23 protein-coding genes are annotated in these 25,837 nt (G+C 59.3%); 18 read left to right on the forward strand and 5 right to left on the reverse strand.

What is annotated here, in order from left to right; translation table 11 throughout:
• Nucleotides 1–87 precede the first annotated feature (87 nt).
• The gene (gene gltA / locus J3P76_RS07440) at nt 88–1,377 is read right to left on the reverse strand and encodes a citrate synthase (RefSeq protein ID WP_003172803.1); all 1,290 of its coding nucleotides are present in this window, start codon (nt 1,375–1,377) and stop codon (nt 88–90) included.
• Between the two features lie 365 nt (nt 1,378–1,742).
• Between gltA and sdhC the strand changes: the two genes are divergently transcribed.
• The 11 genes from sdhC (at nt 1,743) to J3P76_RS07495 (ending at nt 15,645) form a co-directional block, all read left to right on the forward strand.
• Complete coding sequence (gene sdhC / locus J3P76_RS07445) at nt 1,743–2,117, forward strand: succinate dehydrogenase, cytochrome b556 subunit (protein WP_024780620.1); 375 nt, start codon at nt 1,743–1,745, stop codon at nt 2,115–2,117.
• On the forward strand, nt 2,111–2,479 hold the full coding sequence (gene sdhD / locus J3P76_RS07450) for a succinate dehydrogenase, hydrophobic membrane anchor protein (RefSeq protein WP_003179222.1): 369 nt from the start codon (nt 2,111–2,113) through the stop codon (nt 2,477–2,479). The genes sdhC and sdhD overlap by 7 nt, the downstream gene beginning before the upstream one ends.
• Before the next feature lie 3 nt (nt 2,480–2,482).
• Nucleotides 2,483–4,255, forward strand: a complete 1,773-nt coding sequence (sdhA, locus tag J3P76_RS07455; protein WP_039594132.1) for a succinate dehydrogenase flavoprotein subunit — start codon at nt 2,483–2,485, stop codon at nt 4,253–4,255.
• A gap of 11 nt (nt 4,256–4,266) precedes the next feature.
• Entirely contained in the window at nt 4,267–4,971 is a 705-nt protein-coding gene (locus J3P76_RS07460) for a succinate dehydrogenase iron-sulfur subunit (protein WP_039594133.1), read from the forward strand.
• A 262-nt stretch (nt 4,972–5,233) separates the two neighbouring features.
• Nucleotides 5,234–8,065, forward strand: coding sequence for a 2-oxoglutarate dehydrogenase E1 component (locus J3P76_RS07465; RefSeq protein WP_420766934.1), 2,832 nt, complete (start codon nt 5,234–5,236; stop codon nt 8,063–8,065).
• 42 nt (nt 8,066–8,107) lie between these two features.
• Entirely contained in the window at nt 8,108–9,331 is a 1,224-nt protein-coding gene (gene odhB / locus J3P76_RS07470; RefSeq protein WP_420766933.1) for a 2-oxoglutarate dehydrogenase complex dihydrolipoyllysine-residue succinyltransferase, read from the forward strand.
• A gap of 111 nt (nt 9,332–9,442) precedes the next feature.
• Complete coding sequence (gene lpdA, locus J3P76_RS07475; protein WP_434560075.1) at nt 9,443–10,879, forward strand: dihydrolipoyl dehydrogenase; 1,437 nt, start codon at nt 9,443–9,445, stop codon at nt 10,877–10,879.
• A gap of 197 nt (nt 10,880–11,076) precedes the next feature.
• Nucleotides 11,077–12,243 (forward strand): ADP-forming succinate--CoA ligase subunit beta, encoded by a 1,167-nt coding sequence (gene sucC / locus J3P76_RS07480; RefSeq protein WP_003179235.1) that lies wholly within the window; start codon nt 11,077–11,079, stop codon nt 12,241–12,243.
• Complete coding sequence (sucD, locus tag J3P76_RS07485; protein WP_039594137.1) at nt 12,243–13,127, forward strand: succinate--CoA ligase subunit alpha; 885 nt, start codon at nt 12,243–12,245, stop codon at nt 13,125–13,127. The genes sucC and sucD overlap by 1 nt, the downstream gene beginning before the upstream one ends.
• A gap of 331 nt (nt 13,128–13,458) precedes the next feature.
• Complete coding sequence (gene brnQ / locus J3P76_RS07490) at nt 13,459–14,772, forward strand: branched-chain amino acid transport system II carrier protein (protein ID WP_420766931.1); 1,314 nt, start codon at nt 13,459–13,461, stop codon at nt 14,770–14,772.
• A gap of 135 nt (nt 14,773–14,907) precedes the next feature.
• A complete protein-coding gene (locus tag J3P76_RS07495; protein WP_434701698.1) occupies nt 14,908–15,645 on the forward strand; it encodes a DUF599 domain-containing protein in 738 nt (245 codons plus the stop codon).
• A gap of 73 nt (nt 15,646–15,718) precedes the next feature.
• Here J3P76_RS07495 and J3P76_RS07500 read toward each other — a convergent pair whose 3' ends face one another.
• Nucleotides 15,719–15,970, reverse strand: a complete 252-nt coding sequence (locus J3P76_RS07500; RefSeq protein ID WP_420766929.1) for a hypothetical protein — start codon at nt 15,968–15,970, stop codon at nt 15,719–15,721.
• A 147-nt stretch (nt 15,971–16,117) separates the two neighbouring features.
• Here J3P76_RS07500 and J3P76_RS07505 point away from each other — a divergent pair, with 147 nt between their 5' ends.
• The 4 genes from J3P76_RS07505 to J3P76_RS07520 all read left to right on the forward strand — a co-directional run bounded on the left by J3P76_RS07505 (nt 16,118) and on the right by J3P76_RS07520 (nt 19,841).
• On the forward strand, nt 16,118–16,594 hold the full coding sequence (locus J3P76_RS07505) for a PaaI family thioesterase (RefSeq protein ID WP_420766928.1): 477 nt from the start codon (nt 16,118–16,120) through the stop codon (nt 16,592–16,594).
• Nucleotides 16,591–17,052, forward strand: coding sequence for a PaaI family thioesterase (locus J3P76_RS07510; protein WP_434648589.1), 462 nt, complete (start codon nt 16,591–16,593; stop codon nt 17,050–17,052). The genes J3P76_RS07505 and J3P76_RS07510 overlap by 4 nt, the downstream gene beginning before the upstream one ends.
• Before the next feature lie 87 nt (nt 17,053–17,139).
• The gene (htpG, locus tag J3P76_RS07515) at nt 17,140–19,044 is read left to right on the forward strand and encodes a molecular chaperone HtpG (protein WP_434676025.1); all 1,905 of its coding nucleotides are present in this window, start codon (nt 17,140–17,142) and stop codon (nt 19,042–19,044) included.
• Between the two features lie 68 nt (nt 19,045–19,112).
• Nucleotides 19,113–19,841 carry a dienelactone hydrolase family protein gene (locus J3P76_RS07520; RefSeq protein WP_420766925.1) on the forward strand — a complete coding sequence of 243 codons (729 nt, stop codon included), beginning with the start codon at nt 19,113–19,115 and terminating at the stop codon, nt 19,839–19,841.
• Nucleotides 19,842–19,994: 153 nt separating this feature from the next.
• Here J3P76_RS07520 and J3P76_RS07525 read toward each other — a convergent pair whose 3' ends face one another.
• Complete coding sequence (locus tag J3P76_RS07525; protein WP_434701700.1) at nt 19,995–20,855, reverse strand: pirin family protein; 861 nt, start codon at nt 20,853–20,855, stop codon at nt 19,995–19,997.
• Between the two features lie 120 nt (nt 20,856–20,975).
• On the opposite strand from J3P76_RS07525, the gene J3P76_RS07530 reads away from it, so the two are divergent.
• From J3P76_RS07530 to J3P76_RS07540, 3 genes are all read left to right on the forward strand, one after another.
• Nucleotides 20,976–21,992: an amidohydrolase family protein gene (locus J3P76_RS07530; protein WP_434648583.1), complete on the forward strand. Its 1,017-nt coding sequence runs from the start codon at nt 20,976–20,978 to the stop codon at nt 21,990–21,992.
• Nucleotides 21,993–22,138: 146 nt separating this feature from the next.
• Complete coding sequence (locus J3P76_RS07535; protein WP_434701701.1) at nt 22,139–22,603, forward strand: DUF3859 domain-containing protein; 465 nt, start codon at nt 22,139–22,141, stop codon at nt 22,601–22,603.
• A gap of 172 nt (nt 22,604–22,775) precedes the next feature.
• Nucleotides 22,776–23,911 (forward strand): IS3 family transposase gene (locus tag J3P76_RS07540; RefSeq protein WP_434627779.1). Its coding sequence is split into 2 segments (ribosomal slippage): nt 22,776–23,025 and nt 23,025–23,911, totalling 1,137 coding nucleotides; the frame shifts between segments, so codons are not numbered across the junction.
• Between the two features lie 130 nt (nt 23,912–24,041).
• Here J3P76_RS07540 and fabB read toward each other — a convergent pair.
• Together fabB and fabA are read right to left on the reverse strand one after the other, a co-directional pair.
• Entirely contained in the window at nt 24,042–25,262 is a 1,221-nt protein-coding gene (fabB, locus tag J3P76_RS07545) for a beta-ketoacyl-ACP synthase I (RefSeq protein WP_420766921.1), read from the reverse strand.
• 11 nt (nt 25,263–25,273) lie between these two features.
• Nucleotides 25,274–25,789: a 3-hydroxyacyl-[acyl-carrier-protein] dehydratase FabA gene (gene fabA / locus J3P76_RS07550; protein WP_030138344.1), complete on the reverse strand. Its 516-nt coding sequence runs from the start codon at nt 25,787–25,789 to the stop codon at nt 25,274–25,276.
• Nucleotides 25,790–25,837: the final 48 nt, after the last annotated feature.

Consider the following 25,837-nt stretch of genomic DNA (forward strand, 5'->3'; position numbering starts at 1 on the left):
AAAGAGGCATAAACAAAACAGCCCCCGCTCTTATATAAGAAGCGGGGGCTGTTTCAGTGCAGCTTGGGACCTATCGCAAGGCAGGTCTTACTTGCGGTCTTCCAGCTTGGTGATGTCACGCGACTCGTAGCCGGTGTACAGCTGGCGTGGGCGGCCGATCTTGTACGGGCTGGAGAGCATTTCCTTCCAGTGGGAGATCCAGCCCACGGTCCGCGCCAGGGCGAAGATCACGGTGAACATGCTGGTTGGAATGCCGATCGCCTTGAGGATGATCCCCGAGTAGAAGTCGACGTTCGGGTAGAGCGAGCGCTCGATGAAGTACGGGTCGGTCAGGGCGATCTCTTCCAGGCGCATGGCCAGTTCGAGTTGCGGATCGTTCTTGATCCCCAGTTCCTTGAGCACTTCGTCGCAGGTCTGCTTCATGACGGTGGCGCGTGGGTCGCGGTTCTTGTAGACCCGGTGACCGAAGCCCATCAGCTTGAACGGATCGTTCTTGTCCTTGGCCTTGGCGATGAACTTGTCGATGTTGGAGACATCGCCGATTTCATCGAGCATGGTCAGTACCGCTTCGTTCGCACCGCCGTGGGCAGGGCCCCAGAGCGCGGCGATACCGGCGGCGATACAGGCGAACGGGTTGGCACCCGACGAACCGGCCAGGCGCACGGTGGACGTGGAGGCGTTCTGCTCGTGGTCGGCGTGGAGGATGAAGATCCGGTCCATGGCCTTGGCGAGCACCGGGCTGATCGGTTTGATCTCGCACGGGGTGTTGAACATCATATGCAGGAAGTTCTCTGCATAGGTCAGGTCGTTGCGCGGGTACATCATGGGCTGGCCCATGGAGTACTTGTAGACCATGGCTGCCAGGGTCGGCATCTTCGCCACCAGGCGGATCGCGGAGATTTCGCGATGCTGGGGGTTATTGATGTCCAGGGAGTCGTGGTAGAAGGCCGAGAGGGCACCGACAACGCCGCACATGACGGCCATCGGGTGGGCATCGCGACGGAAGCCGTTGAAGAAGGTCTTCAACTGTTCATGAACCATGGTGTGGTTCTTCACGGTGCTGACGAACTGGGCCTTTTGCTCTGCGGTCGGCAATTCGCCGTTGAGCAGCAGGTAGCAGGTTTCCAGGTAGTCCGATTTTTCAGCCAGTTGCTCGATCGGGTAGCCGCGGTGCAGCAGGATGCCGTTGTCGCCGTCGATATAGGTGATTTTCGATTCGCACGAGGCGGTCGACATGAAACCTGGGTCAAAGGTGAAACGGCCCGTGGCCGTCAGGCCCCGTACGTCGATTACATCGGGACCAACGGTGCCGGTTAAAATGGGCAGCTCGACGGGGGCTGCGCCCTCGATGATCAACTGCGCTTTTTTGTCAGCCATGTGGCCTCCTATTAATGCTTGGAATCATCAGACAGACCCCCCACGCAGGGCCCGCACCACTATAGTGAGATAAATCCGAATGTCAATTTGCCTAAAGTCTTGCTCCAGAAGGCTTTAACCGGACTTTTTCCGCGAAATTGCCTGCCGTTTACGCCTTTTGCCTCATATGTGCAATGCGCTATTAGGGGAAGGTGAACGCGTTGTCATTAGTAGCCTAACTGTCTATACTCGGCCACCGACCGCCAGGGGCTTTTGGGCCTGCTTTCTTGGGGGTCGTCACTCCCTGGGTGGTGAGTACCTGACCAGTGCGCGCCCCAACAACTTTGCCCTGATTGTTAGGGGCTCTTCAGTGTGAAAAAAAAGCCGTGAAAAGCCAACGACCTGTAAACCTAGACCTAAGGACCATCAAACTCCCAGTCACTGCTTACACGTCCATTCTTCACCGTATTTCCGGTGTCATCCTCTTCGTCAGCCTGGCCATCATGCTTTATGCATTGGACAAGTCGCTCGATTCGGAAGAAGGCTTCGGTCAGGTGAAAGCGTGTCTGACCAGTCCGCTAGCCAAGCTAGTGATTTGGGGCATCCTGTCCGCCTTGCTGTATCACTTGGTCGCCGGTGTGCGCCACTTGATCATGGACATGGGCATCGGTGAGACGCTGGAAGGCGGCAAGCTGGGCTCGAAAATCGTTATCGCCGTTTCGGTGGTGGTAATCGTTCTGGCAGGAGTCTGGATATGGTAACCAACGTCACGAACCTCTCGCGTTCTGGCCTGTATGACTGGATGGCGCAGCGTGTGTCTGCGGTCGTTCTCGCGGCTTATTTCATCTTTCTGATTGGATATGTAGTCGCCAACCCCGGCCTGGGCTACGCCCAATGGCATGAACTGTTTGCAAACAACTGGATGCGTATCTTCAGTCTGCTGGCACTTGTCGCACTGGGCGCCCACGCCTGGGTCGGCATGTGGACCATCGCGACCGACTACCTGACGCAGATGGCGTTCGGCAAGTCGGCGACTGCCGTACGTTTCCTCTTCCAGGCAGTATGCGGCGTTGCGATGTTCGCTTACTTCGTCTGGGGTGTGCAGATTCTCTGGGGTATCTGATTCATGGCTAACATTCCAACGATTTCTTTCGACGCCATCATCATTGGTGGTGGCGGTGCCGGCATGCGCGCTGCGCTGCAACTGGCACAGGGCGGTCACAAGACTGCCGTGATCACCAAGGTTTTCCCGACCCGTTCGCATACCGTGTCCGCCCAGGGTGGCATCACCTGCGCCATCGCTTCGGCCGACCCGAACGATGACTGGCGCTGGCACATGTACGATACCGTCAAGGGTTCCGACTACATCGGTGACCAGGACGCTATCGAATATATGTGTCAAGAAGGCCCGGCCGCTGTGTTCGAGCTGGACCACATGGGCCTGCCGTTCTCGCGTACCGAAACCGGCCGCATCTACCAGCGTCCGTTCGGTGGTCAGTCCAAGGACTACGGCAAGGGCGGCCAGGCGGCGCGTACTTGCGCGGCGTCCGACCGTACCGGTCACGCTCTGCTGCACACCCTTTATCAGGGCAACCTGAAAGCCGGCACCACGTTCCTGAACGAGTATTACGCCGTTGACCTGGTGAAAAACCAGGACGGCGCGTTCGTCGGTGTGATCGCGATCTGCATCGAAACCGGCGAAACCACCTACATCCGCTCGAAAGCCACCGTATTGGCGACCGGCGGTGCAGGCCGTATCTACGCCTCCACCACCAACGCCCTGATCAACACCGGTGACGGCGTTGGCATGGCCCTGCGTGCTGGCGTGCCGGTGCAAGACATCGAAATGTGGCAGTTCCACCCGACCGGCATCGCCGGCGCTGGTGTACTGGTCACCGAAGGCTGCCGTGGTGAAGGCGGTTACCTGATCAACAAGCACGGCGAGCGTTTCATGGAGCGTTATGCTCCGAACGCCAAGGACCTTGCCGGTCGCGACGTCGTGGCTCGTTCGATGGTTAAAGAGATCATCGCCGGCAACGGCTGTGGCCCGAATGGCGACCACGTGATGCTCAAGCTCGACCACCTTGGCGAGGAAGTGCTGCACAGCCGCCTGCCAGGTATCTGCGAGCTGTCGAAGACCTTCGCTCACGTCGACCCAGTCGTTGCGCCGGTTCCAGTGGTTCCAACGTGCCACTATATGATGGGCGGCGTTGCCACCAACATTCATGGCCAGGCAATCACTCAGAACGCCGAAGGCGTGGACGAAATCATCCCTGGCTTGTTCGCCGTGGGTGAAGTGGCTTGCGTATCGGTACACGGTGCCAACCGCCTGGGCGGCAACTCGCTGCTCGACCTGGTGGTGTTCGGCCGCGCTGCCGGCCTGCACCTGGAAAAAGCGCTGACCGACGGTATCGAATACCGCGACGCCAGCGACACCGACATCGACGTGGCCCTAAAGCGTCTGGCTGGCCTCAACGAGCGCACCGAAGGCGAAGACGTCGCCACCCTGCGCCGCGAGCTGCAAAGCTGCATGCAGAACTACTTCGGTGTGTTCCGTACCGGCGAGTACATGCAGAAGGGTATTGCCCAGCTCGCACAATTGCGTGAACGAATCGCCAACGTGAAGATCAACGATAAGTCGCAGGCGTTCAACACTGCGCGTATCGAAGCGCTGGAGCTGCAGAACCTGCTGGAAGTGGCCGAAGCCACCGCCATCGCCGCAGAAGTGCGCAAAGAGTCCCGTGGTGCCCACGCCCGCGAAGACTTCGAAGACCGTGACGACGAAAACTGGCTGTGCCACACCTTGTACTTCCCAGGTGAAAAACGCGTCGCCAAGCGTGCCGTGAACTTCTCGCCGAAGACTGTTCCGACTTTCGAACCAAAAGTCCGGACTTATTAAGGGTGACCGCTATGTTGCAAGTCAGTGTTTATCGCTACAACCCTGATCAGGACGCCGCGCCGTTCATGCAGGACTTCCAGGTCGATACCGGTGGTAAAGACCTGATGGTGCTGGACGTGCTGGCCTTGATCAAAGAGCAGGACGAAGGTTTTTCCTATCGTCGCTCGTGCCGCGAGGGCGTTTGTGGCTCCGATGGCATGAACATCAACGGCAAGAACGGCTTGGCCTGCATCACGCCGCTGTCGGCTGTGGTCAAGGGCAACAAGCTGATCGTTCGTCCGCTGCCAGGTTTGCCGGTCATCCGTGACCTGGTCGTCGATATGAGCATCTTCTACAAGCAATACGAGAAGGTGAAGCCATTCCTGCAGAACGACACGCCGGCTCCGGCCATCGAGCGTCTGCAGTCCCCTGAAGAGCGTGAAAAGCTCGACGGTCTGTACGAGTGCATCCTGTGCGCTTGCTGCTCGACCTCGTGCCCATCCTTCTGGTGGAACCCGGACAAATTCCTGGGCCCGGCCGCCCTGCTGCAAGCGTACCGCTTCCTGGCAGACAGCCGTGACACCAAGACGTCCGAACGTCTGGCCGCACTGGATGACCCGTTCAGCGTATTCCGCTGCCGCGGGATCATGAACTGCGTCAACGTCTGCCCGAAAGGCCTGAACCCGACTAAGGCCATCGGTCACGTACGTAACATGCTGCTGCAAAACGGCGTGTGATTCAGCTGCTGTACCCGTAGAACCGCTGTACCCGTAGAGGCGAGGGCGTGGGCTTCAACCCACGTCCTGGCTATAACCAGAACAGCCGCTCACAAAGCGGTCGTTCTTATTTTGAAGAAATGAGACAAGCAGGGGCATCCGGGCTGGTACCCGGACTATCAGCGTGATCCTAAGTGGCTTGTTTTAGTCGCTGCACTCGGACTTCTGCAAGTTTGCTCGGTGTTTTCGCCGGTGGTGTTCCCCTAATCGAGGGTGACCAAGCATGCAAGAAAGCGTGATGCAGCGCATGTGGAACAGTGCCCACCTCTCCGGTGGTAACGCTGCCTATGTGGAAGAGCTCTACGAGCTCTACCTGCACGACCCTAACGCTGTGCCAGAAGAATGGCGCACCTACTTTCAGAAGTTGCCGGCTGACGGTAACTCTGCCACCGATGTTTCGCACTCGACGATTCGCGATCATTTCGTGCTGCTGGCAAAGAACCAGCGCCGCGCTCAACCGGTTTCTGCCGGCAGCGTGAGCTCCGAGCATGAGAAGAAGCAAGTTGAAGTGCTGCGACTGATCCAGGCCTACCGGATGCGTGGCCACCAGGCAGCCCAGCTGGACCCGCTGGGGCTGTGGCAGCGTCCTGCTCCTGCAGACCTGTCGATCACTCATTACGGCTTGACCAATGCCGATCTTGATACGACCTTCCGTGCCGGCGACCTGTTCATCGGCAAAGAGGAAGCGAGCCTACGCGAAATTCACGAAGCGTTGCAGCAGACATATTGCCGCACCATCGGCGCTGAATTCACGCACATCACCGATTCCGAGCAGCGCCAGTGGTTCCAGCAGCGTCTGGAAAGCGTTCGTGGCCGTCCGACGTACTCCGCCGACATCAAGAGCCACTTGCTCGAGCGCGTCACCGCCGGTGAAGGCTTGGAAAAATACCTGGGCACCAAATACCCAGGCACCAAGCGTTTCGGCCTGGAAGGCGGCGAAAGCCTGATTCCGATGCTGGACGAGCTGATCCAGCGCTCCGGTTCCTACGGCACCAAGGAAGTCGTTATCGGCATGGCCCACCGTGGCCGTCTGAACGTACTGGTCAACACTTTCGGCAAGAACCCACGCGAGCTGTTCGACGAGTTCGAAGGCAAGAAGAAGGTCGAGCTGGGTTCCGGTGACGTGAAGTATCACCAGGGCTTCTCGTCCAACGTGATGACCACAGGTGGCGAAGTCCACTTGGCCATGGCGTTCAACCCGTCCCACCTGGAAATCGTTTCCCCGGTGGTCGAGGGTTCCGTCCGTGCGCGTCAGGATCGTCGCAACGATCCGACCGGTGAGAAGGTATTGCCAATTTCCATCCACGGTGACGCGGCATTCGCCGGTCAAGGCGTGGTCATGGAAACCTTCCAGATGTCCCAGACCCGCGGTTTCAAGACCGGTGGTACGGTTCACATCGTCATCAACAACCAGGTCGGTTTCACCATCAGCAACCCGCTGGACTCGCGTTCCACCGAGTACGCAACCGACGTCGCGAAAATGATCCAGGCGCCGATTCTCCATGTGAATGGCGATGACCCGGAAGCCGTGCTGTTCGTGACCCAGCTGGCCATCGACTACCGCATGCAGTACAAGCGCGACGTGGTGATCGACCTGGTCTGCTACCGTCGTCGCGGCCACAACGAGGCCGACGAGCCAAGCGGCACCCAGCCGCTGATGTACCAGCAGATCGCCAAGCAGCGCACCACCCGTGAGCTGTACGCCGAGCGCCTGACCCAGAGCGGTGTTCTGGATGCCGAGCGCGTCCAGGAAAAAGTCGATGAATATCGCAACGCCCTGGATAACGGCCTGCACGTTGTGAAGAGCCTGGTCAAGGAACCGAACAAGGAACTGTTCGTGGACTGGCGTCCTTACCTGGGCCACGCCTGGACCGCTCGTCACGACACGCGCTTCGATCTCAAGACCTTGCAGGAACTGTCCGCCAAGCTGCTGGAAATCCCGGAAGGCTTTGTGGTCCAGCGTCAGGTCGCGAAGATCTACGAAGACCGGCAGAAGATGCAAGCCGGCGGCCTGCCGATCAACTGGGGTTACGCCGAAACCATGGCGTACGCGACCCTGGCGTTCGAAGGTCACCCGATTCGCATCACCGGCCAGGACGTAGGCCGCGGCACTTTCTCGCACCGTCACGCGGCGCTGCACAACCAGAAAGACGCCAGCACCTACATCCCGCTGCAACACCTGTACAAGGGCCAGCCACGTTTCGACCTGTACGATTCGCTGCTGTCCGAAGAAGCCGTCCTGGCGTTCGAATATGGCTATTCCACCACCGAGCCGAATGCGCTGGTGATCTGGGAAGCCCAGTTCGGCGACTTCGCCAACGGTGCCCAGGTGGTTGTCGACCAGTTCATCACCAGCGGCGAGCACAAGTGGGGTCGTCTCTGCGGCCTGACCATGCTGTTGCCACACGGTTATGAAGGGCAGGGGCCGGAGCACTCTTCGGCGCGTCTGGAGCGTTACCTGCAACTGTGCGCCGAGCACAACGTCCAGGTTTGCGTACCAACGACCCCGGCGCAGATCTACCACCTGCTGCGTCGTCAGGTCATCCGTCCGCTGCGCAAGCCGCTGATCGTGCTGACACCGAAGTCGTTGCTGCGTCACAAACTGGCGATTTCCACGCTCGAAGACCTGGCCGAAGGCTCGTTCCAGACCGTCATTTCGGAAATCGATACCCTGGACGCAGCGAAGGTGACTCGCCTGATCCTGTGCAGCGGCAAGGTCTACTACGACCTGCTGGAAAAACGTCGTGCCGAAGGCCGCGAAGACATCGCCATCGTGCGTATCGAGCAGCTTTACCCGTTCCCGGAAGAGGACCTGATGGAGGCCATCGCGCCTTACACCAACCTCACCCATGTGGTGTGGTGTCAGGAAGAACCGATGAACCAAGGCGCGTGGTACAGCAGCCAGCATCACCTGCGTCGCAGCATCGGCAACCATAACAAGGCCCTGGGCCTTGAATATGCCGGCCGTGATGCGTCTGCGGCACCTGCTTGTGGTTATGCATCGATGCACGCCGAGCAGCAGGAAAAGCTGCTGCAAGATGCCTTTACCGTTTAATGCCTTCGCGCACCTGAAACCGAATTTAAGGAACCACAGATAATGGCTATCGAGATCAAAGCCCCCACTTTCCCGGAATCGGTTGCCGATGGCACCATTGCCACCTGGCACAAAAAACCGGGCGACGCGGTCAAGCGCGACGAACTGATCGTCGACATCGAAACCGACAAGGTCGTGTTGGAAGTACTGGCCGAAGCTGACGGCGTCCTGGGCGCTATCGTCAAGAACGAAGGCGACACCGTGCTGTCCGCTGAAGTCCTGGGCTCCATCGAAGAGGGCGGTGCTGCCGCCGCCGCTCCAGCCGCCGCTGCCGCACCGGCTGCTGCTCAAGCCGACGCGCCTGCTGCCTCGGGCGAAGACGATCCAGTCGCCGCTCCGGCCGCTCGCAAGCTGGCTGAAGAAAACGGCATCAACATCGCTTCCGTTGCCGGTACCGGCAAAGGCGGTCGCGTGACCAAGGAAGATGTGGTTGCAGCCGTTGCCGCCAAGAAAGCCGCTCCAGCCGCTGCCCCGGCCAAGCCAGCCGCGCCTGCCGCTTCCGCGCCAGTGTTCGCTGCCGGTGACCGCGTTGAAAAACGCGTTCCGATGACCCGCCTGCGTGCCAAGGTCGCCGAGCGCCTGGTTGAAGCCCAGTCGAACATGGCGATGCTGACCACGTTCAACGAAGTCGACATGACCGAAGTCATGGCCCTGCGTTCGAAGTACAAGGACCTGTTCGAGAAGTCCCACAACGGCGTACGCCTGGGCTTCATGTCGTTCTTCGTCAAGGCTGCCACCGAAGCGCTGAAACGCTTCCCGGCCGTCAACGCGTCGATCGACGGTTCCGACATCGTGTACCACGGCTACGCCGACATCGGTGTTGCGGTCTCCAGCGACCGTGGCCTGGTGGTTCCGGTCCTGCGCAACGCCGAGCTGATGAGCCTGGCCGAAATCGAAGGCGGCATCGCTACCTTCGGCAAGAAGGCCCGTGACGGCAAGCTGTCCATCGAAGAGATGACCGGCGGTACGTTCACCATCACCAACGGTGGTACATTCGGTTCGATGATGTCGACCCCGATCGTCAACCCGCCGCAAGCGGCTATCCTGGGCATGCACAACATCCTGCAGCGTCCGATGGCGATCAACGGTCAGGTCGTGATTCGTCCGATGATGTACCTGGCACTGTCCTACGATCACCGCCTGATCGACGGCAAAGAAGCCGTGACGTTCCTGGTAACCATCAAGAACCTGCTTGAAGACCCGGCTCGTCTGCTGCTGGATATCTGATTTTCGCCGCGAGGGCCGGTCTGTCGACCGGCCTCTTGCTGAAACAACCGGTTTCGTCCCTCGACGGTCATCACAAGTGATCGTCCGGTTTGATTCGAAAAGGAATGACTCATGACTCAGAAATTCGACGTGGTAGTGATTGGTGCGGGCCCTGGTGGCTACGTAGCGGCCATCAAGGCTGCGCAACTGGGCCTTACCACTGCCTGCATCGAGAAATACACCGACAAGGAAGGCAAACAGGCCTTGGGCGGTACTTGCCTGAACGTCGGTTGCATTCCTTCCAAGGCGCTGCTGGACAGCTCCTGGAAATACAAGGAAGCGAAAGAAAGCTTCAACGTTCACGGTATCTCTACCGGTGAAGTGAAAATGGACGTCGCCGCGATGGTTGGCCGAAAGGCTGGCATCGTCAAGAACCTGACCAGCGGTGTCGCCACCCTGTTCAAGGCCAACGGCGTGACCTCCATCGAAGGCCACGGCAAACTGCTGCTGGGCAAGAAAGTCGAAGTGACCAAGCCGGACGGCTCGGTTGAAGTGATCGAAGCCGAAAACGTCATCCTGGCGCCAGGCTCGCGTCCGATCGATATCCCGCCTGCTCCAGTCGACCAGAATGTGATTGTCGATTCCACCGGCGCCCTGGAATTCCAGACCGTGCCAAAACGCCTGGGCGTGATCGGCGCTGGCGTGATCGGCCTCGAGCTGGGTTCGGTATGGTCGCGCCTGGGCGCTGAAGTGACCGTGCTCGAAGCCCTCGACACCTTCCTGATGGCCGCCGACGCCGCGGTTTCCAAGGAAGCGCTGAAGACCCTGACCAAGCAAGGCCTGGACATCAAACTGGGCGCCCGCGTGACCGGCTCCAAGGTCAACGGCGACGAAGTCGTGGTGAACTACACCGACGCCAACGGCGAACAGACCATCACCTTTGACAAGCTGATCGTGGCCGTCGGCCGTCGTCCAGTGACCACCGACCTGCTGTCCGCCGATTGCGGCGTGGAAATCGACGAGCGCGGTTTCATCGCGGTCGATGACCATTGCGCAACCGCCGTACCGGGCGTCTTCGCCATCGGTGACGTGGTTCGCGGCATGATGCTGGCCCACAAGGCTTCCGAAGAAGGCATCATGGTCGTCGAGCGCATCAAGGGCCACAAGGCCCAGATGAACTACGACCTGATCCCATCGGTTATCTACACCCACCCGGAAATCGCATGGGTTGGTAAAACCGAGCAGGCCTTGAAAGCCGAAGGCGTTGAAGTTAACGTCGGCACCTTCCCGTTCGCCGCCAGTGGCCGTGCCATGGCAGCCAACGATACCGGTGGTTTCGTGAAAGTCATCGCCGATGCCAAGACGGATCGCGTATTGGGCGTTCACGTCATCGGCCCAAGCGCTGCCGAGCTGGTCCAGCAAGGCGCGATCGGTATGGAATTCGGCACCAGCGCCGAGGACCTGGGCATGATGGTCTTCTCCCATCCGACCCTGTCCGAAGCCTTGCACGAAGCGGCCCTGGCTGTGAATGGCGGCGCCATCCACGTGGCCAACCGCAAGAAGCGTTAATAGATAATAAGAAACCACGGCGGTATCGGCCCGTCGTGAGCCTTGCGCGCAAGACTCACCGCGGAATGTCCGCTGGACGCAGTCTTGCGTAGCAGCACCGGTTGACCGGAACGCTACGCAAGCAGCAGTCACAGGTGGTGCGGCACCACAACGGTGCAGCACCGAATGCGCAGTACCTAACGAAGACGGTAATAAGCATGAATCTTCACGAGTATCAGGGTAAGCAGCTGTTCGCTGAGTACGGCCTGCCAGTATCCACCGGCTACGCTGTAGACACCCCGGAAGCGGCAGCAGAAGCTTGCGACAAAATCGGCGGCAGCGAATGGGTCGTCAAAGCCCAGGTTCACGCCGGTGGTCGCGGTAAAGCGGGCGGCGTCAAGCTGGTTCGCAGCAAAGAAGACGCCAAAGCCTTCGCACAGCAGTGGCTGGGCAAGCGTCTGGTGACCTACCAGACCGACGCCAACGGTCAGCCAGTCACCAAGATCCTGGTTGAATCGTGCACTGATATCGCTAAAGAGCTGTACCTGGGCGCTGTCGTTGACCGTTCGAGCCGCCGCATCGTGTTCATGGCTTCCACCGAAGGTGGCGTGGACATCGAGAAAATCGCTCACGACACCCCTGAGAAAATCCTCAAGGCCACCATCGATCCACTGGTTGGCGCACAGCCGTTCCAGGGTCGCGAGCTGGCATTCCAGCTGGGCCTGGAAGGTAAGCAGGTCACTCAGTTCGCCAAGATCTTCGTAGGCCTGGCCAAGCTGTTCCAGGACCACGACCTGGCACTGCTGGAAGTGAACCCGCTGGTGATCAAGGCCGACGGCGATCTGCACTGCCTCGATGCCAAGATCAACATCGACGCCAACGCCATGTACCGTCAGCCTAAGCTGAAGACTTTCCACGATCCGTCGCAAGACGATCCGCGCGAAGCGCACGCTGCCAAGTTCGAACTGAACTACGTAGCCCTGGAAGGCAACATCGGCTGCATGGTCAACGGTGCCGGCCTGGCCATGGGTACCATGGACATCGTCAACCTGCACGGCGGCAAGCCAGCCAACTTCCTCGACGTGGGCGGCGGTGCTACCAAGGAACGCGTTACCGAAGCGTTCAAGATCATCCTGTCCGACACCAACGTCGCTGCAGTACTGGTCAACATCTTCGGCGGCATCGTTCGTTGCGACATGATTGCCGAAGGCATCATCGGCGCCGTGAAAGAAGTCGGCGTGAAAATCCCGGTTGTTGTTCGCCTCGAAGGCAACAACGCTGAGCTGGGCGCTAAAGTACTGGCAGAAAGCGGTTTGAACATCATCGCTGCTACCAGCCTGACCGACGCTGCTCAACAAGTCGTTAAAGCTGCGGAGGGCAAATAATGAGCGTCCTGATCAACAAAGACACCAAGGTTATCTGCCAGGGCATTACCGGTTCGCAAGGTAGTTTCCACACCCAGCAAGCCATCGAGTACGGCACCCAGATGGTTGGCGGTGTAACTCCGGGCAAGGGCGGCACCGAACACCTGGGCCTGCCTGTCTTCAACACCGTGAAAGACGCCGTAGCGGCCACTGGCGCCACCGCCAGCGTGATCTACGTTCCAGCTCCTTTCTGCAAGGACTCCATCCTTGAAGCAGCGTTCGGCGGCATCAAGCTGATCGTTTGCATCACCGAAGGCATCCCGACCATCGACATGCTGGAAGCCAAGGTCAAGTGCGACGAACTGGGTATCACCCTGATCGGCCCTAACTGCCCAGGCGTGATCACTCCAGGCGAATGCAAGATCGGCATCATGCCAGGTCACATTCACTTGCCAGGCAAGGTCGGTATCGTTTCCCGTTCCGGTACCCTGACTTACGAAGCCGTGAAGCAGACCACTGACGCCGGTTTCGGTCAGTCGACTTGCGTCGGCATCGGCGGTGACCCGATCCCAGGCTCCAACTTCATCGACATCCTGAAGCTGTTCCAGGAAGACCCGAAGACCGAAGCGATCGTCATGATCGGTGAGATCGGCGGTTCCGCTGAAGAAGAAGCCGCTGCCTACATCAAGGCCAACGTGACCAAGCCGGTTGTTTCCTACATTGCTGGTGTGACTGCTCCTCCGGGCAAGCGCATGGGCCATGCTGGCGCAATCATCTCTGGCGGCAAAGGCACTGCAGACGAGAAGTTCGCTGCGCTGCAAGACGCAGGCGTGAAAACCGTGCGTTCGCTGGCAGACATCGGCAAGGCCCTGGCCGAGCTGACTGGCTGGGAAATGAAGAAGTAAGCTTCGGCTGACTTTTTTGTTTCAGCAACAAAGGCCACCTTCGGGTGGCCTTTGTCGTTTCTGGCATTGGGTCGCGTTTGCCCTTGTGCGAACCCGGTTAACCGGAAAAATAGATACGTAAACGCGACACAGAAACGTCGTGTATCGGATAGTTCGCCCTGTAACAGTGCGTTTTTCCGCCAAATTCGTTAGTCTGGCGGCCAATTTTGCGACCGCGGCCCACAAGGCGGCGATGCGCTCAACGGGTCGATCCCATACGGATCGGCAGCATTTCCCTCACCCTTCAGGGAAATCCCTCTCTAAATTCCGATTCAGTAGTGTGGTTTCCTTAATGAAAGTGTTGAAAGGTCAGGACATCCTGGCGCTTGGTTTCATGACATTTGCCCTGTTCGTCGGGGCCGGCAATATCATCTTCCCGCCTATCGTTGGTTTGCAGTCCGGGCCTCATGTCTGGATGGCGGCGTTGGGCTTCCTGATCACTGCGGTTGGGTTGCCGGTGATCACCGTCGTTGCGCTGGCGAAAGTCGGTGGCGCGATGGACGCGTTGAGCAGCCCAATCGGCAAGATTGCCGGTGGCTTGCTGGCGGCAGTCTGTTACCTGGCGGTCGGCCCGCTGTTCGCCACGCCCCGAACCGCCACCGTATCGTTTGAAGTAGGCCTGGCGCCGCTGACCGGCGAAAGTCCGTTGGCGCTGTTTCTCTATAGCGCGGTGTACTTCCTGCTGGTGTTCTTCATTTCGCTCTATCCAGGGCGCCTGCTCGATACCGTCGGGCGCTTTCTCGCGCCGCTGAAAATCATCGCCCTGGCCGTGCTCGGCATCGCTGCGTTTGCGCTGCCCGCAGGCGATATCGGCGTGGCGACACCCGAGTACGTGGCGGCTCCGTTTTCCCAAGGCTTCATCAATGGTTACCTGACCATGGATACCCTCGGCGCTCTGGTGTTCGGCATTGTTATCGTCAACGCCATCCGTTCTCGGGGCGTCGAGTCGCCGGCCTTGATCACCCGTTACGCCATCATCGCCGGGCTGATTGCCGGTGTGGGGCTGGCGCTGGTTTATGTCAGCCTGTTCCGCCTGGGCTCCGGTAGCCACGAAGTGGCGGCGGGCGCGACCAACGGCGCCGCTGTGTTGCACGCCTACGTACAGCACACCTTCGGCAGCCTGGGCAGCGGCTTCCTTGCGGTGTTGATTTCCCTGGCATGCCTGGTGACCGCCGTCGGCCTGACCTGCGCCTGCGCCGAGTACTTCAGCCGTGTACTGCCGCTGTCCTACAAGACCTTGGTGATCATCCTCGCGGCATTTTCGCTGCTGGTGTCCAACCTGGGCCTGACCAAGCTGATTGCCTTCTCGATCCCGGTCCTGACTGCGATCTATCCACCTTGTATCGCGCTGGTGGCCCTGAGCTTCTGCAAGGATTTCTGGCACGAGCAAGGTCGGATTGTCGGCCCGGTCATGCTGGTGTCGTTCCTGTTCGGCTTGATCGATGCGCTCAAGGGGGCAGGGCTGGCGGATTGGATGCCGGCGCAACTGGCCCATCTGCCGTTGAGCGAGCAAGGCCTGGCGTGGCTGGTGCCTTCGGTCATGACCCTGGCGGTCGCTGTGGTGTGCGATCGGTTGCTGGGCAAGCGCAGCGAAGCCTTGGCTTAAGCGTCTCGCTGCAGCTCACCGATAAGACCGAAATGCCCCGTATCAGTCGATACGGGGCATTTTTTTGCCCGCGGTGTCTCCCACAGGGTTCGCTGATACTATTGCCACCGATTTGTTTCTGCCACAGGGAATTGCATGTCATTCATCCAAGCCAACCTGATCCATCTCCTGGCCGCGGTATGGTTCGTCATCTGCTGGGCCGGTTATACCCGGTATGCCTCTTGGAAGGCTCGCGACACGGCATGCTTGGCCAGCGTTATGCATTTGTACCGTGAAGACTGGATGCGACGCATGTTGCTGCGTGACAACCGCATCGCCGACGCCAGCGTGATCGGCAACTTGGAGCGCAACGCGTCGTTTTTTGCCTCCAGTACGTTGATTATCCTGGCGGGTATCCTGACGGTGCTCGGAGCGTCTGATCGAGCGGTTTCGTTGCTGGCTGACCTGCCGCTGGTGCAGCAGGCCTCCCAAGGCATGGCGGAAGTGAAGCTGCTGTGTCTGGCGTTGGTGTTCGTCTATGCGTTCTTCACGTTCAGCTGGTGCATGCGCCAATACAATTTCGCCGCCGTCCTGGTGGGGTCGGCGCCGATGATCGGTGAGCGGCACGTGTCCGAGCTTGAGCGCAAGGCCTTTGCTTCGAGGGCGGCGCGGGTTATTTCCATGGCGGCCAACCAGTTCAACTTCGGTTTGCGTTCCTATTATTTCGGCATGACCATGTTGGCCTGGTTCGTCAGCCCGTGGTTGTTCATGTTGATGAGCGCCGGCGTGGTCTTTGTGTTGTATCAGCGCGAGTTCCATTCGGACGTGCTGAACGTCATGGTCTATACGCCTACCGAGGCGCCAGCGCCCGAAACCGGCAAGGAAACCGCCTGACGGCGTGGCTGGTTGAATCGCAGGCAAAAGAAAACCCGCACCAGGCGGGTTTTCTTTTACTGCTAAAACCGTATCAGTTGGTTTTAGGCGCGTCGGCAGGGGCTTGTTCCTGTTGCGCGGCATTGTTCGATTCAGCCTGATCTTTGGCGGCTTCGGCGTTTTCTTTCGCCGCGTCGTTCACTTTATCCTGTGCTTTGTTCATGTCTTGCTGAGCTTGTTCAGCGTGTTGTTGGGCATCTTGAGCCTTGTCCTCGGATTTTTTATCGCAGGCAGCGAGACCGAGAGAGGCGGCCAACATCAAGGCAATAGCTAAAGTCTTACGCATGGGGTGTTTCTCCTTATGGATATAACTACTGGCCTTTTGAACCGTGCCCTCAGGGTTAAGTTCCTCTCGCTCGTTAGATATATAACTTTGCACACCGATGGAACTTTGCCGGGTGCACCTGAAAGTCCCTGAAGGAGTTATCGGTCAATGGCTGAAGATCCCGTTTTTGAGCGCGCGACCCGTTTTTTATCGGCGCTCAGGCATTGCCACGTGCTAGGCATCAAACTGCACAGCGCCAGTCGCGATGGGTTGACGCTGGAGTTGCCCTACAGCGCGCATCTTGTCGGCAATCCCCTGACGGGCATTGTCCATGGCGGAGCGCTGACTTCATTGATGGACACCGCCTGCGGCATGTCGACCTTATGTGTACTGCCGCAATTCGAAGTCTGCCCGACATTGGACCTGCGCATCGACTACATGCACGCTGCCAGGCCCAACAAGGCCATCTATGGCTTCGCCCAATGCTATCGGGTGACGCCGGATGTGATTTTCAGCCGGGGATTTGCCTATCAGGATGATCCCGAGCAGCCCATTGCCCACGTCGTGGGTACTTTCATGCGCCTGGGCGATAGCGCCCGAGGACTCAAGGGAGGCGGCCCCACGGCTGCCGCGCTGACACCATGACCGATCTTACCGAGGTGCAACTGCGCCAGGCTTGCGAGCAGGGTGACGTCGCGATGCTGCTGGCTTCGATTCCCTATGCGCGGCTCATCGGCGTCGAATGCACCCGCCAGGGTGATGATCTGCTGTTTCGCCTGCCGGCCAATAAAGACAACATCGGTAACCCTTTACTGCCCGCTATCCACGGCGGGGTCATCGCCGGATTCATGGAGCTGTCGGCCGCCGTTCATCTGCTGATTGCCACCCGTGCGACTGGTGTGCCGAAGATCATCGATTTTTCCCTGGATTACCTGCGTGCCGGGCAGTTCCGCGACACCTTTGCCCGGTGCCAGGTCTGGCGCCAAGGGCGGCGCGTGGCCAACGTGGCGGTCACGGCCTGGCAAGAGTCCGAAGCCGAACCCATTGCCACCGCCCGTGCCCATTTCAAGATCCCGGCGCCCTCCAGGCCGAGCGGCCCTTGAAATCATCAACGTTGCCCCCACCTTGTGGACATCCCGCCGCCATTCTCTGCGAGGCGGACACCACCATCCACTTGGAGTTTGATGACCATGAGCGTGGAAACTCAAAAGGAAACCCTGGGCTTCCAGACCGAGGTGAAGCAACTGCTGCACCTGATGATTCACTCGCTGTATTCGAATAAGGAAATTTTCCTCCGCGAGCTGATTTCGAACGCCTCCGACGCTGTCGACAAATTACGTTTCGAAGCGCTGTCCAAGCCAGAACTGCTGGAGGGCGGTGCCGAGCTGAAAATCCGTGTGAGCTTCGACAAGGACGCCAAGACCGTCACCCTCGAAGACAACGGTATCGGCATGAGCCGCGACGAGGTGATCACGCACTTGGGCACCATCGCCAAGTCCGGCACCGCCGATTTCATGAAAAACCTGTCTGGCGACCAGAAGAAGGATTCCCACCTGATCGGTCAGTTCGGCGTCGGATTCTATTCCGCGTTCATCGTTGCCGATCACGTTGAAGTGTTCAGCCGCCGTGCCGGCCTCGCCCCGAGCGAAGGCGTGCACTGGTCCTCCAAGGGCGAGGGCGAGTTTGAGGTCGCGACCATCGACAAGGCCGATCGCGGCACCCGCATCGTCCTGCACCTCAAGTCTGGCGAAGACGAGTTCGCCGATGGCTGGCGCCTGCGCAACATCATCAAGAAGTACTCCGACCACATCGCGCTGCCGATCGAGCTGCCGAAGGAAGCCACCGCTGCCGAAGGCGAAGAAAAGCCCGAAGTGGAATGGGAAACCGTCAACCGCGCCAGTGCCTTGTGGACCCGTCCGCGCACCGAGGTAAAGGACGAGGAATACCAGGAGTTCTACAAGCACATCGCCCACGATTACGAAAATCCGCTGAGCTGGAGCCATAACAAGGTCGAAGGCAAGCTGGAATACAACTCGCTGCTGTACGTGCCGGCCCGCGCGCCGTTCGACCTGTACCAGCGCGAAGCGCCACGTGGCCTGAAGCTTTACGTGCAGCGCGTGTTCGTAATGGACCAGGCCGAATCGTTCCTGCCGCTTTACCTGCGCTTCATCAAGGGTGTGGTGGATTCCAATGACCTGTCGCTGAACGTTTCGCGGGAAATCCTGCAGAAAGATCCGATCATCGACTCCATGAAGTCGGCGCTGACCAAGCGCGTGCTGGACATGCTGGAGAAACTGGCGAAGAACGAGCCCGAGCAGTACAAGAACTTCTGGAAAAACTTCGGCCAGGTCATGAAAGAAGGTCCGGCCGAAGACTTCGCCAATAAAGAGAAGATCGCTGGCCTGCTGCGCTTTGCCTCGACCCAGGGTGAGGATGGCGAACAGATCGTTGGCCTGGCCGACTATCTGGCTCGCGCCAAGGAAGGACAGGACAAGATCTACTACCTGACCGGCGAGACTTATGCACAGGTCAAGAACAGCCCGCACCTGGAAGTCTTCCGCAAGAAAGGCATCGAAGTGCTGCTGCTGACCGATCGCATCGACGAGTGGCTGATGAGCTACCTCAACGAGTTCGACGGCAAGAGCTTCGTCGATGTGGCCCGTGGCGATCTCGACCTTGGCAACCTGGATTCGGAAGAAGACAAGAAAGCTGCCGAAGAAGTCGCCAAGAGCAAGGAAGGCCTGGTCGAGCGGATCAAGACTGCCTTGGGCGAAGCCGTCAGCGAAGTGCGGGTTTCCCACCGCTTGACCGATTCCCCGGCGATCCTGGCCATCGGTGAGCAAGACCTCGGTTTGCAGATGCGCCAGATCCTCGAAGCCAGCGGACAGAAAGTCCCGGACTCCAAGCCGATCTTTGAATTCAACCCGGCCCACCCGCTGGTGGAGAAGCTCGACAACGAGCAGAACGAAGAGCGTTTCGGCGACCTGTCGCACATTCTCTTCGACCAGGCGGCCCTGGCGGCTGGCGACAGCTTGAAAGACCCGGCTGCGTATGTACGTCGCCTGAACAAGCTGTTGGTTGAACTGTCAGCTTGATCAAGTGAGACAAAACCCGCTTCGGCGGGTTTTGTCATTTCTGGTGTTCAGTCAAAGAGGAGTCCGTCATGAGTCAGGTTACGGTTCGTTCGCTGGTCTATCAGGTCGATGGTCAAAGTTATGAGGGGCGCCTGGCCTTCGACGTCAATCAACAGGGCCCACGTCCGGGTTTGCTGATGGCGCCGAACTGGATGGGTGTTGGGGCGGGGGCCGAGGAAATCGCCAGGTCTGTGGCGGCAAACGGATATGTGGTGCTGATTGCCGACCTTTACGGGCAAACAGTGCGCCCGAGCAATGCCGATGAGGCGGGAGCGGCGATGATGCCGCTCAAGAACGACCGGGCGTTGTTGCGCAAGCGCATGCAGGCAGCGTTCGAGCAACTGCAGAGCCAGGACCAAGCGAAGGTCGACACGGCGAAGCTGGCCGCTTTTGGTTTTTGCTTTGGGGGATGCTGCGCCTTGGAGTTGGCTCGCACTGGCGCACCCCTGAAAGCGACGATCTCATTCCACGGCACCCTGGATACGCCGAACCCGGCTGATGCCCAGAACATCGAGGGCGCGGTATTGGTCCTGCACGGCGCCTCCGACCCGCTGGTGCCAAAGGAACAGCTGCCGGCCTTCGAAGATGAAATGAACGCGGCTGGGGTGGATTGGCAATTGCTGAGCTACGGCGGTGCGGTGCACTCGTTCACCGACCCGCAGGCCAATGTGCCTGGCAAGATGATGTACGACGCCAAGGTCGCCGGACGGGCGTTCCGCTCGATGCATAACCTGCTGGATGAAGTGTTCAAGGGCTGACGTCGGGCCCGGATCTCTTTTGTCTGGTACAAAGCCATCGCGAGCAAGCTCGCTCCCACATTGGATCAAGTTGTTCTCGGCATTTGTGAACCGCACCGATTCAGTGAGGGCGCGAGCTTGCTCGCGATGTCTGCCTGACAGGCAACCCTTGAATCAGGGCAACTCGATCCGCTCGCTTTCCCCTGGTACGGTTGGCCAGTCACCGGCCGCCCAGCGTCGGCGGGCTTCGTCTATGCGGGCCGGGTCGCTGGAGACGAAATTCCAATTCATCCGCCGTGGCCCATCCAAGGGCGCACCGCCGAACAGCACGGCATGGCACTCGGTGTCGGCAGACAGCGTCATTTCTTCCCCGGCAGGCAATATCACCAGCGAATGGGGCTCAAGCGGCTCACCGTCCAACTGCGCCTCGCCGTCCAGGATGTACAGTGCGCGTTCTTCATGTTCCGTGGGAATCAGCAACGTCGTTGCGGTCTGCAGGTTCAGTTCGGCATAAAGCGTAGGAGACAGCACCGGCACCGGCGATTCCAGGCAAAAGCCTGACCCGGCGATCATGCGGATGCTCACCCCCAGGTTCTCACTGACCGGCAGGCTCTGTGCCGGATGATGGCTGTAGTGCCCCGGACCTTCCTCGTGAGACTTGGGCGAGGCCAGCCAGATTTGCAGCCCATGCAGCACGAAGCCGCTCTCCAACAACGCTTTTGGTGTCCTCTCGACATGGGCAATGGCGCTGCCGGCGGTCATCCAACTGACATCCCCGGCGTTTACCACCTGATCGGAACCCAGGCTGTCCTTATGCTGGATCTGGCCCTCGAACAAGTAGGTGAGGGTGGACAGACCGATGTGTGGATGTTGGCGAATGTTCATGCCTCGACCGGCCGGGTAGGACGTTTGCAGCATATGGTCGAAAAACACGAAAGGTCCAACGCTGCGGCATTTAGCGGACGGCAAGGGCCGAAGAATCGGCTGGCCTTCCACGTCTTCTGCGCGGGGACGAACGATGAGGGGAGCGGTCATGGTGTCTTCCAGGTTGAACGACGGATGGGCAGAGCATAACCCGAGGTTGCAACGGACGGCAGCGCCGGCTTGAACCCAGGCGGGACGGCTGGGGTCTATGCTGCTCATGGCCTATGGAGAATGCCCGTGCCCTCGATCCGTTTGATGTTCGCCTGCCTGCTGGCCGTTACGTGCAGCACCGCCTCGGCTCGCGAATATGCCTACAGTGATGCGCACCTGCATTACGTCGATTTCTTCCAGGAAACCGCCGGCATGGCCAAGCTCCTCAAGGCCATGGCGGACAATCGCATCGAGCATGTGATGATTTCCGGCGTGCCCGTGGCGAAGAAATGGCACGAAGACGAACCCAAGCGACCGCGTTACTACGCCGGTGACGATGCGGACGCCTATTGGTACAGCGCCACCGATGTGATTGTCGCTGCCGCGGTGTCCAAGCTCCCCGCTGAGCAACGCCAGCATTTCCATCCATTCCTGTCGGGCTTCAACCCCAATGACAAGAACTCCGATGCGCATATCCAACGCATGCTCGATCTCTATCCGGGGCTGTGGCAAGGCATCGGCGAAGTGTTCACCCGTCATGACGACCTGACGGCGCTGACCTCCGGCGACACGCCGCGCGCCAACAACGAAGCCATGACCCGCATCTATCACCTGGCGGCGGAGAATGATCTGCCCGTGATGCTGCATTCCAACATCACGTCCAAGCGTGAGAGAAATCCGCTGTACCTGGCAGAAATCGAAGAACCGCTGCGCAACCATCCACACACACGGTTCATCTGGGCCCATGCCGGCACGAGCATGGAAATTCACCGGCACCAGACCCGGCTGGATTTTCTGCTGCCGACCCTGACGCGGATGCTGGAGTCTTATCCCAATCTTTTCATCGACCTGTCCTGGAGCATGCTCACGCCGTATCTACTGGATGAGGCGGGCAAGCCCCGGGATGAATGGTTGAAACTGGTGGAGCGCTTCCCGGAGCGGTTCATGGTGGGATCGGACGTGGTAGGACGATTCAACAAATTGGGTAAGGAGTTGCACAGCTTCGATCCGTTCCTGGATGCCTTGCCTGAGGATGTGGCGCGGAAGGTGGCGCGGGACAACTTTCTGGCCGTGTTGCCGCGCTCAGTCACCCGCTGAGCCCGCTCTTGTGGCGAGGGAGCAAGCTCCCTCGCCACAGGTCAACCCTGTATCCGGGCGTTAGCTGGCCTGTTGAACACCGCTTTGTCATCAGCCTGTCACCCCCGCGTCATACCCTCGCGCTCATCTCAATCAAGGAGCGCACCATGCACCTCACCCGTTCAAGCGCACTGCTCGCGCTGTTGTTGACCTGCGGCCTGGCCCAGGCGGAAGTTCGTGTCGAAGGCCCGGTGGAATATGGGGTATTCGAAGGGCCGAAGGCCGAGTTGCAATCGGGCGAGCGGGTCTTGCGTCGCAGCAATGAGCAGATCCGCCAGACCGAAAGTGTTCCGGCCAAGCTGGGCACCAAGTTCGGCATGCGCTATCAGTTGGCGGGCAAGGTCGCTGACGGCCAGCCGTTGACCCTGTTGTACTTCACCCCCGGTATCCGCACACCCGATGGCGTACGCCACGACAAATTCGAAGTCATCCAGAAACTGGTGGCCGGCGCGCCCCAGGACGTCATGGCCTATGAATTTACCGAAAGCCACGAAGTGGTGCCGGGGGAGTGGCGGTTCATGGTGTTCCAGGGGGATCGGCTGTTGACGCAGCAACGGTTTGTCGTGCGCTGAAACTTCATTTGCACAGATCAAAGTGTGGGAGCGAGCCTGCTCGCGAAGGCGGTATGACAGTCAGAGCGTTGTTGCTTGATACTCCGCTTTCGCGAGCAGGCTGAACTGGCCTAATGATTTTGGACACTTCAATCGGGCGCTATGATAGCGCCCAAATCTGAGGTGTTTGGATATGCGTAAATCTTATTCGAGTGAGTTCAAGCTCAAGGCTGCCAGCATGGTGCTGGATGAAGGCCAGCCGGTTACCGAGGTCTGTGCCAGCCTAGATATCGGCCCCACTGCTCTGCGCCGCTGGGTCGATCAAGTGCAAAAAGAACGCCTGGGTTCGACCCCGGTAGGGGCCAAGGCGATTACCGCTGATCAGCGAGAAATCCAGAGGCTCAAAGCCCTACTCAGGGAGAAAGACCTGGACATTGAAATCCTAAAAAAGGCCAGTGCTCTCCTGCTTTTGGACGCCAAAGATCATTCACGCTGATCGATGAGCTGGACGAGCAATACGGCGTTAAAAGGTGTTGCCGGGCGTTTGGGATCAACCGCAGTAGTTTCTACGCCTGGCGCCAGCGCCAAGGCAGAGCAAATCCTGAACGGGACAAGCTCAAAGCCGCGCTGGTCAGGCACCACAGGGCGTCCAGAGAGTCGGCCGGCGCACGTACTTTGTCCAAGGAGCTAAAAGCCAAAGGGCATCGTATCGGACGTTATATGGCTCGCAGTTTGATGCGCGAAGCTGGCATCGCTAGTCGTCAGCGCAGGCGCCATAAGTACAAGTCGCCGGGCGTTGAGGCATTGGTGGCGCCGCACGTGCTCAAGCGAAAATTTGATGTAACGGCGGTTAACCAGGTGTGGTGTGGCGACGTGACTTACATCAAGGTCGGCAAGCGGTGGATGTACTTCGCCGCCGTTCTGGATCTGTACGCTCGGAGGATCGTGGGTTGGTCGTTCTCGATGATTTCTGATGCCAACCTGACCTGCGAAGCGCTACGCATGGCGGTTGAGCTACGCGGCCACCCCCAGGATGTGTTGTTTCATTCAGACCAAGGTTGTCAGTACACCAGTCATAAATTCCGAAACGAGCTTGTGAAACACGGGTTTAGGCAAAGTATGAGCCGTAAAGGCGAGTGCTGGGACAACGCCCCCATGGAGCGTTTCTTTGGTAGTTTGAAATCAGAGTGGGTTCCTGAAACGGGCTACAAACTGGAACATGAGGCCCGGGCAGACGTGCAGCGCTATGTCTCGCGCTACAACATCAGCAGGCCTCACAGCTACAACGACTACAGGTCGCCGGTCGCGAAGGAAAGGTTGGCGGCGTGAACCTTAATCGGTGTCCAAGATTACTTGACCAGTTCAGGCTCGCTCCCACAAGGAATTCAGGCATATCCGTCAGACAAAAAAACGCCCCGAACCAGTCGGGGCGTTTTCGTGTGTGGCGTACCAGCGGGAATTACTTGCCCTGCCAGCGCTTCATCACCAGGGTAGCGTTGGTGCCACCGAAGCCGAAGCTGTTGCTCATCACGGTGTTGATGGTGGCGTTCTCGCGAGTTTGGGTCAGGATAGGCAGGTCGGCCACTTCCGGATCCAGTTCGTCGATGTTGGCGGAACCGGCCATGAAGTTGCCTTCCATCATCAGCATGCAGTAGATCGCTTCGTGAACGCCGGCGGCGCCCAGGGAGTGACCCGACAGGCTCTTGGTGGAGCTGATGGCCGGGGCCTTGTCGCCGAACACTTCGCGCACACCCTTCATTTCCGCGACGTCGCCGACCGGGGTCGAGGTGCCGTGGGTGTTCAGGTAGTCGATCGGTGCATCGACGGTGGACATGGCCATCTGCATGCAGCGCACGGCACCTTCACCGCTCGGTGCGACCATGTCATAGCCGTCGGAGGTGGCGCCGTAGCCGACGATTTCCGCGTAGATCTTCGCGCCACGGGCGAGGGCGTGTTCCAGCTCCTCGACCACGACCATGCCACCACCGCCGGCGATGACGAAACCGTCACGGTCGGCGTCGTAGGCACGGGAGGCTTTTTCCGGCGCGTCGTTGCGCTTGCTGGACAGGGCGCCCATGGCGTCGAACAGGAACGACTGGCTCCAATGTTCTTCTTCACCGCCACCGGCGAACACGATGTCCTGCTTGCCCATCTGGATCTGTTCCATGGCGGTACCGATGCAATGGGCACTGGTGGCGCAGGCGGAAGCGATGGAGTAGTTCAGGCCCTTGATCTTGAACGGCGTGGCCAGGCAGGCCGAAACGGTGCTGCTCATGGTCCGCGTGACGCGGTACGGGCCGACACGCTTGACGCCTTTTTCGCGCAGGATGTCCAGCGCTTCCATCTGGTTCAAGGTGGAGGCGCCGCCGGAACCTGCTACGAGGCCGGTCCGTACGTTGGAGACCTGCTCTTCGGTCAGGCCGGAGTCAGCGATGGCGTCTTTCATGGCCAGGTAGGCATAAGCCGCTGCGTGGCCGACGAAACGGTAGATCTTGCGATCGATCAGCTCTTCGAGGTTCAGGTCAATGGAGCCGGAAACCTGGCTACGCAGACCCATTTCGGCATATTCCGGATTGAACCGGATGCCAGGGCGACTTGCACGCAGGTTAGCGGAGACGGTCTCTTTGTCATTGCCCAGGCACGAAACGATGCCCAGACCAGTGATAACGACGCGGCGCATGCGGATAACCCTTAGAAGTTGTCAGTGGAAGTGAAAACGCCAACCCGGAGGCCTTCGGCGGTGTAGATCTCGCGACCGTCGACAGCCACCGAACCATCGGCGATGGCCATGTTCAGCTTGCCCTTGAGGACGCGTTTGATATGGATGTTATAGGTGATCTTCTTCGCAGTCGGCAGTACCTGACCGAAGAACTTCACTTCGCCCGAACCCAGGGCGCGGCCGCGACCCGGCAGGCCTTGCCAGCCGAGGAAGAAGCCGACCAGTTGCCACATGGCATCCAGGCCCAGGCAGCCGGGCATCACCGGATCGCCTTCGAAATGGCAGGCGAAGAACCACAGGTCCGGAGTGATATCCAGCTCGGCGACCAATTCACCTTTGCCGTACTTGCCACCCTCATCGCTGATATGGGTGATGCGATCCACCATCAGCATGTTCGGGGCGGGCAGTTGCGCGTTACCTGGGCCGAACAGCTCACCGCGACTGCAGCGCAGCAGATCTTCCCGAGTAAAGGCGTTTTGTTTGGTCATGCGAGCTCCTCAATAGTCCCATGCGGCAGGGTGGGGCAAATCTTCCCG

It is taken from the genome of Pseudomonas sp. D1-36 (assembly GCF_051132205.1).
Lineage (GTDB): Bacteria > Pseudomonadota > Gammaproteobacteria > Pseudomonadales > Pseudomonadaceae > Aquipseudomonas.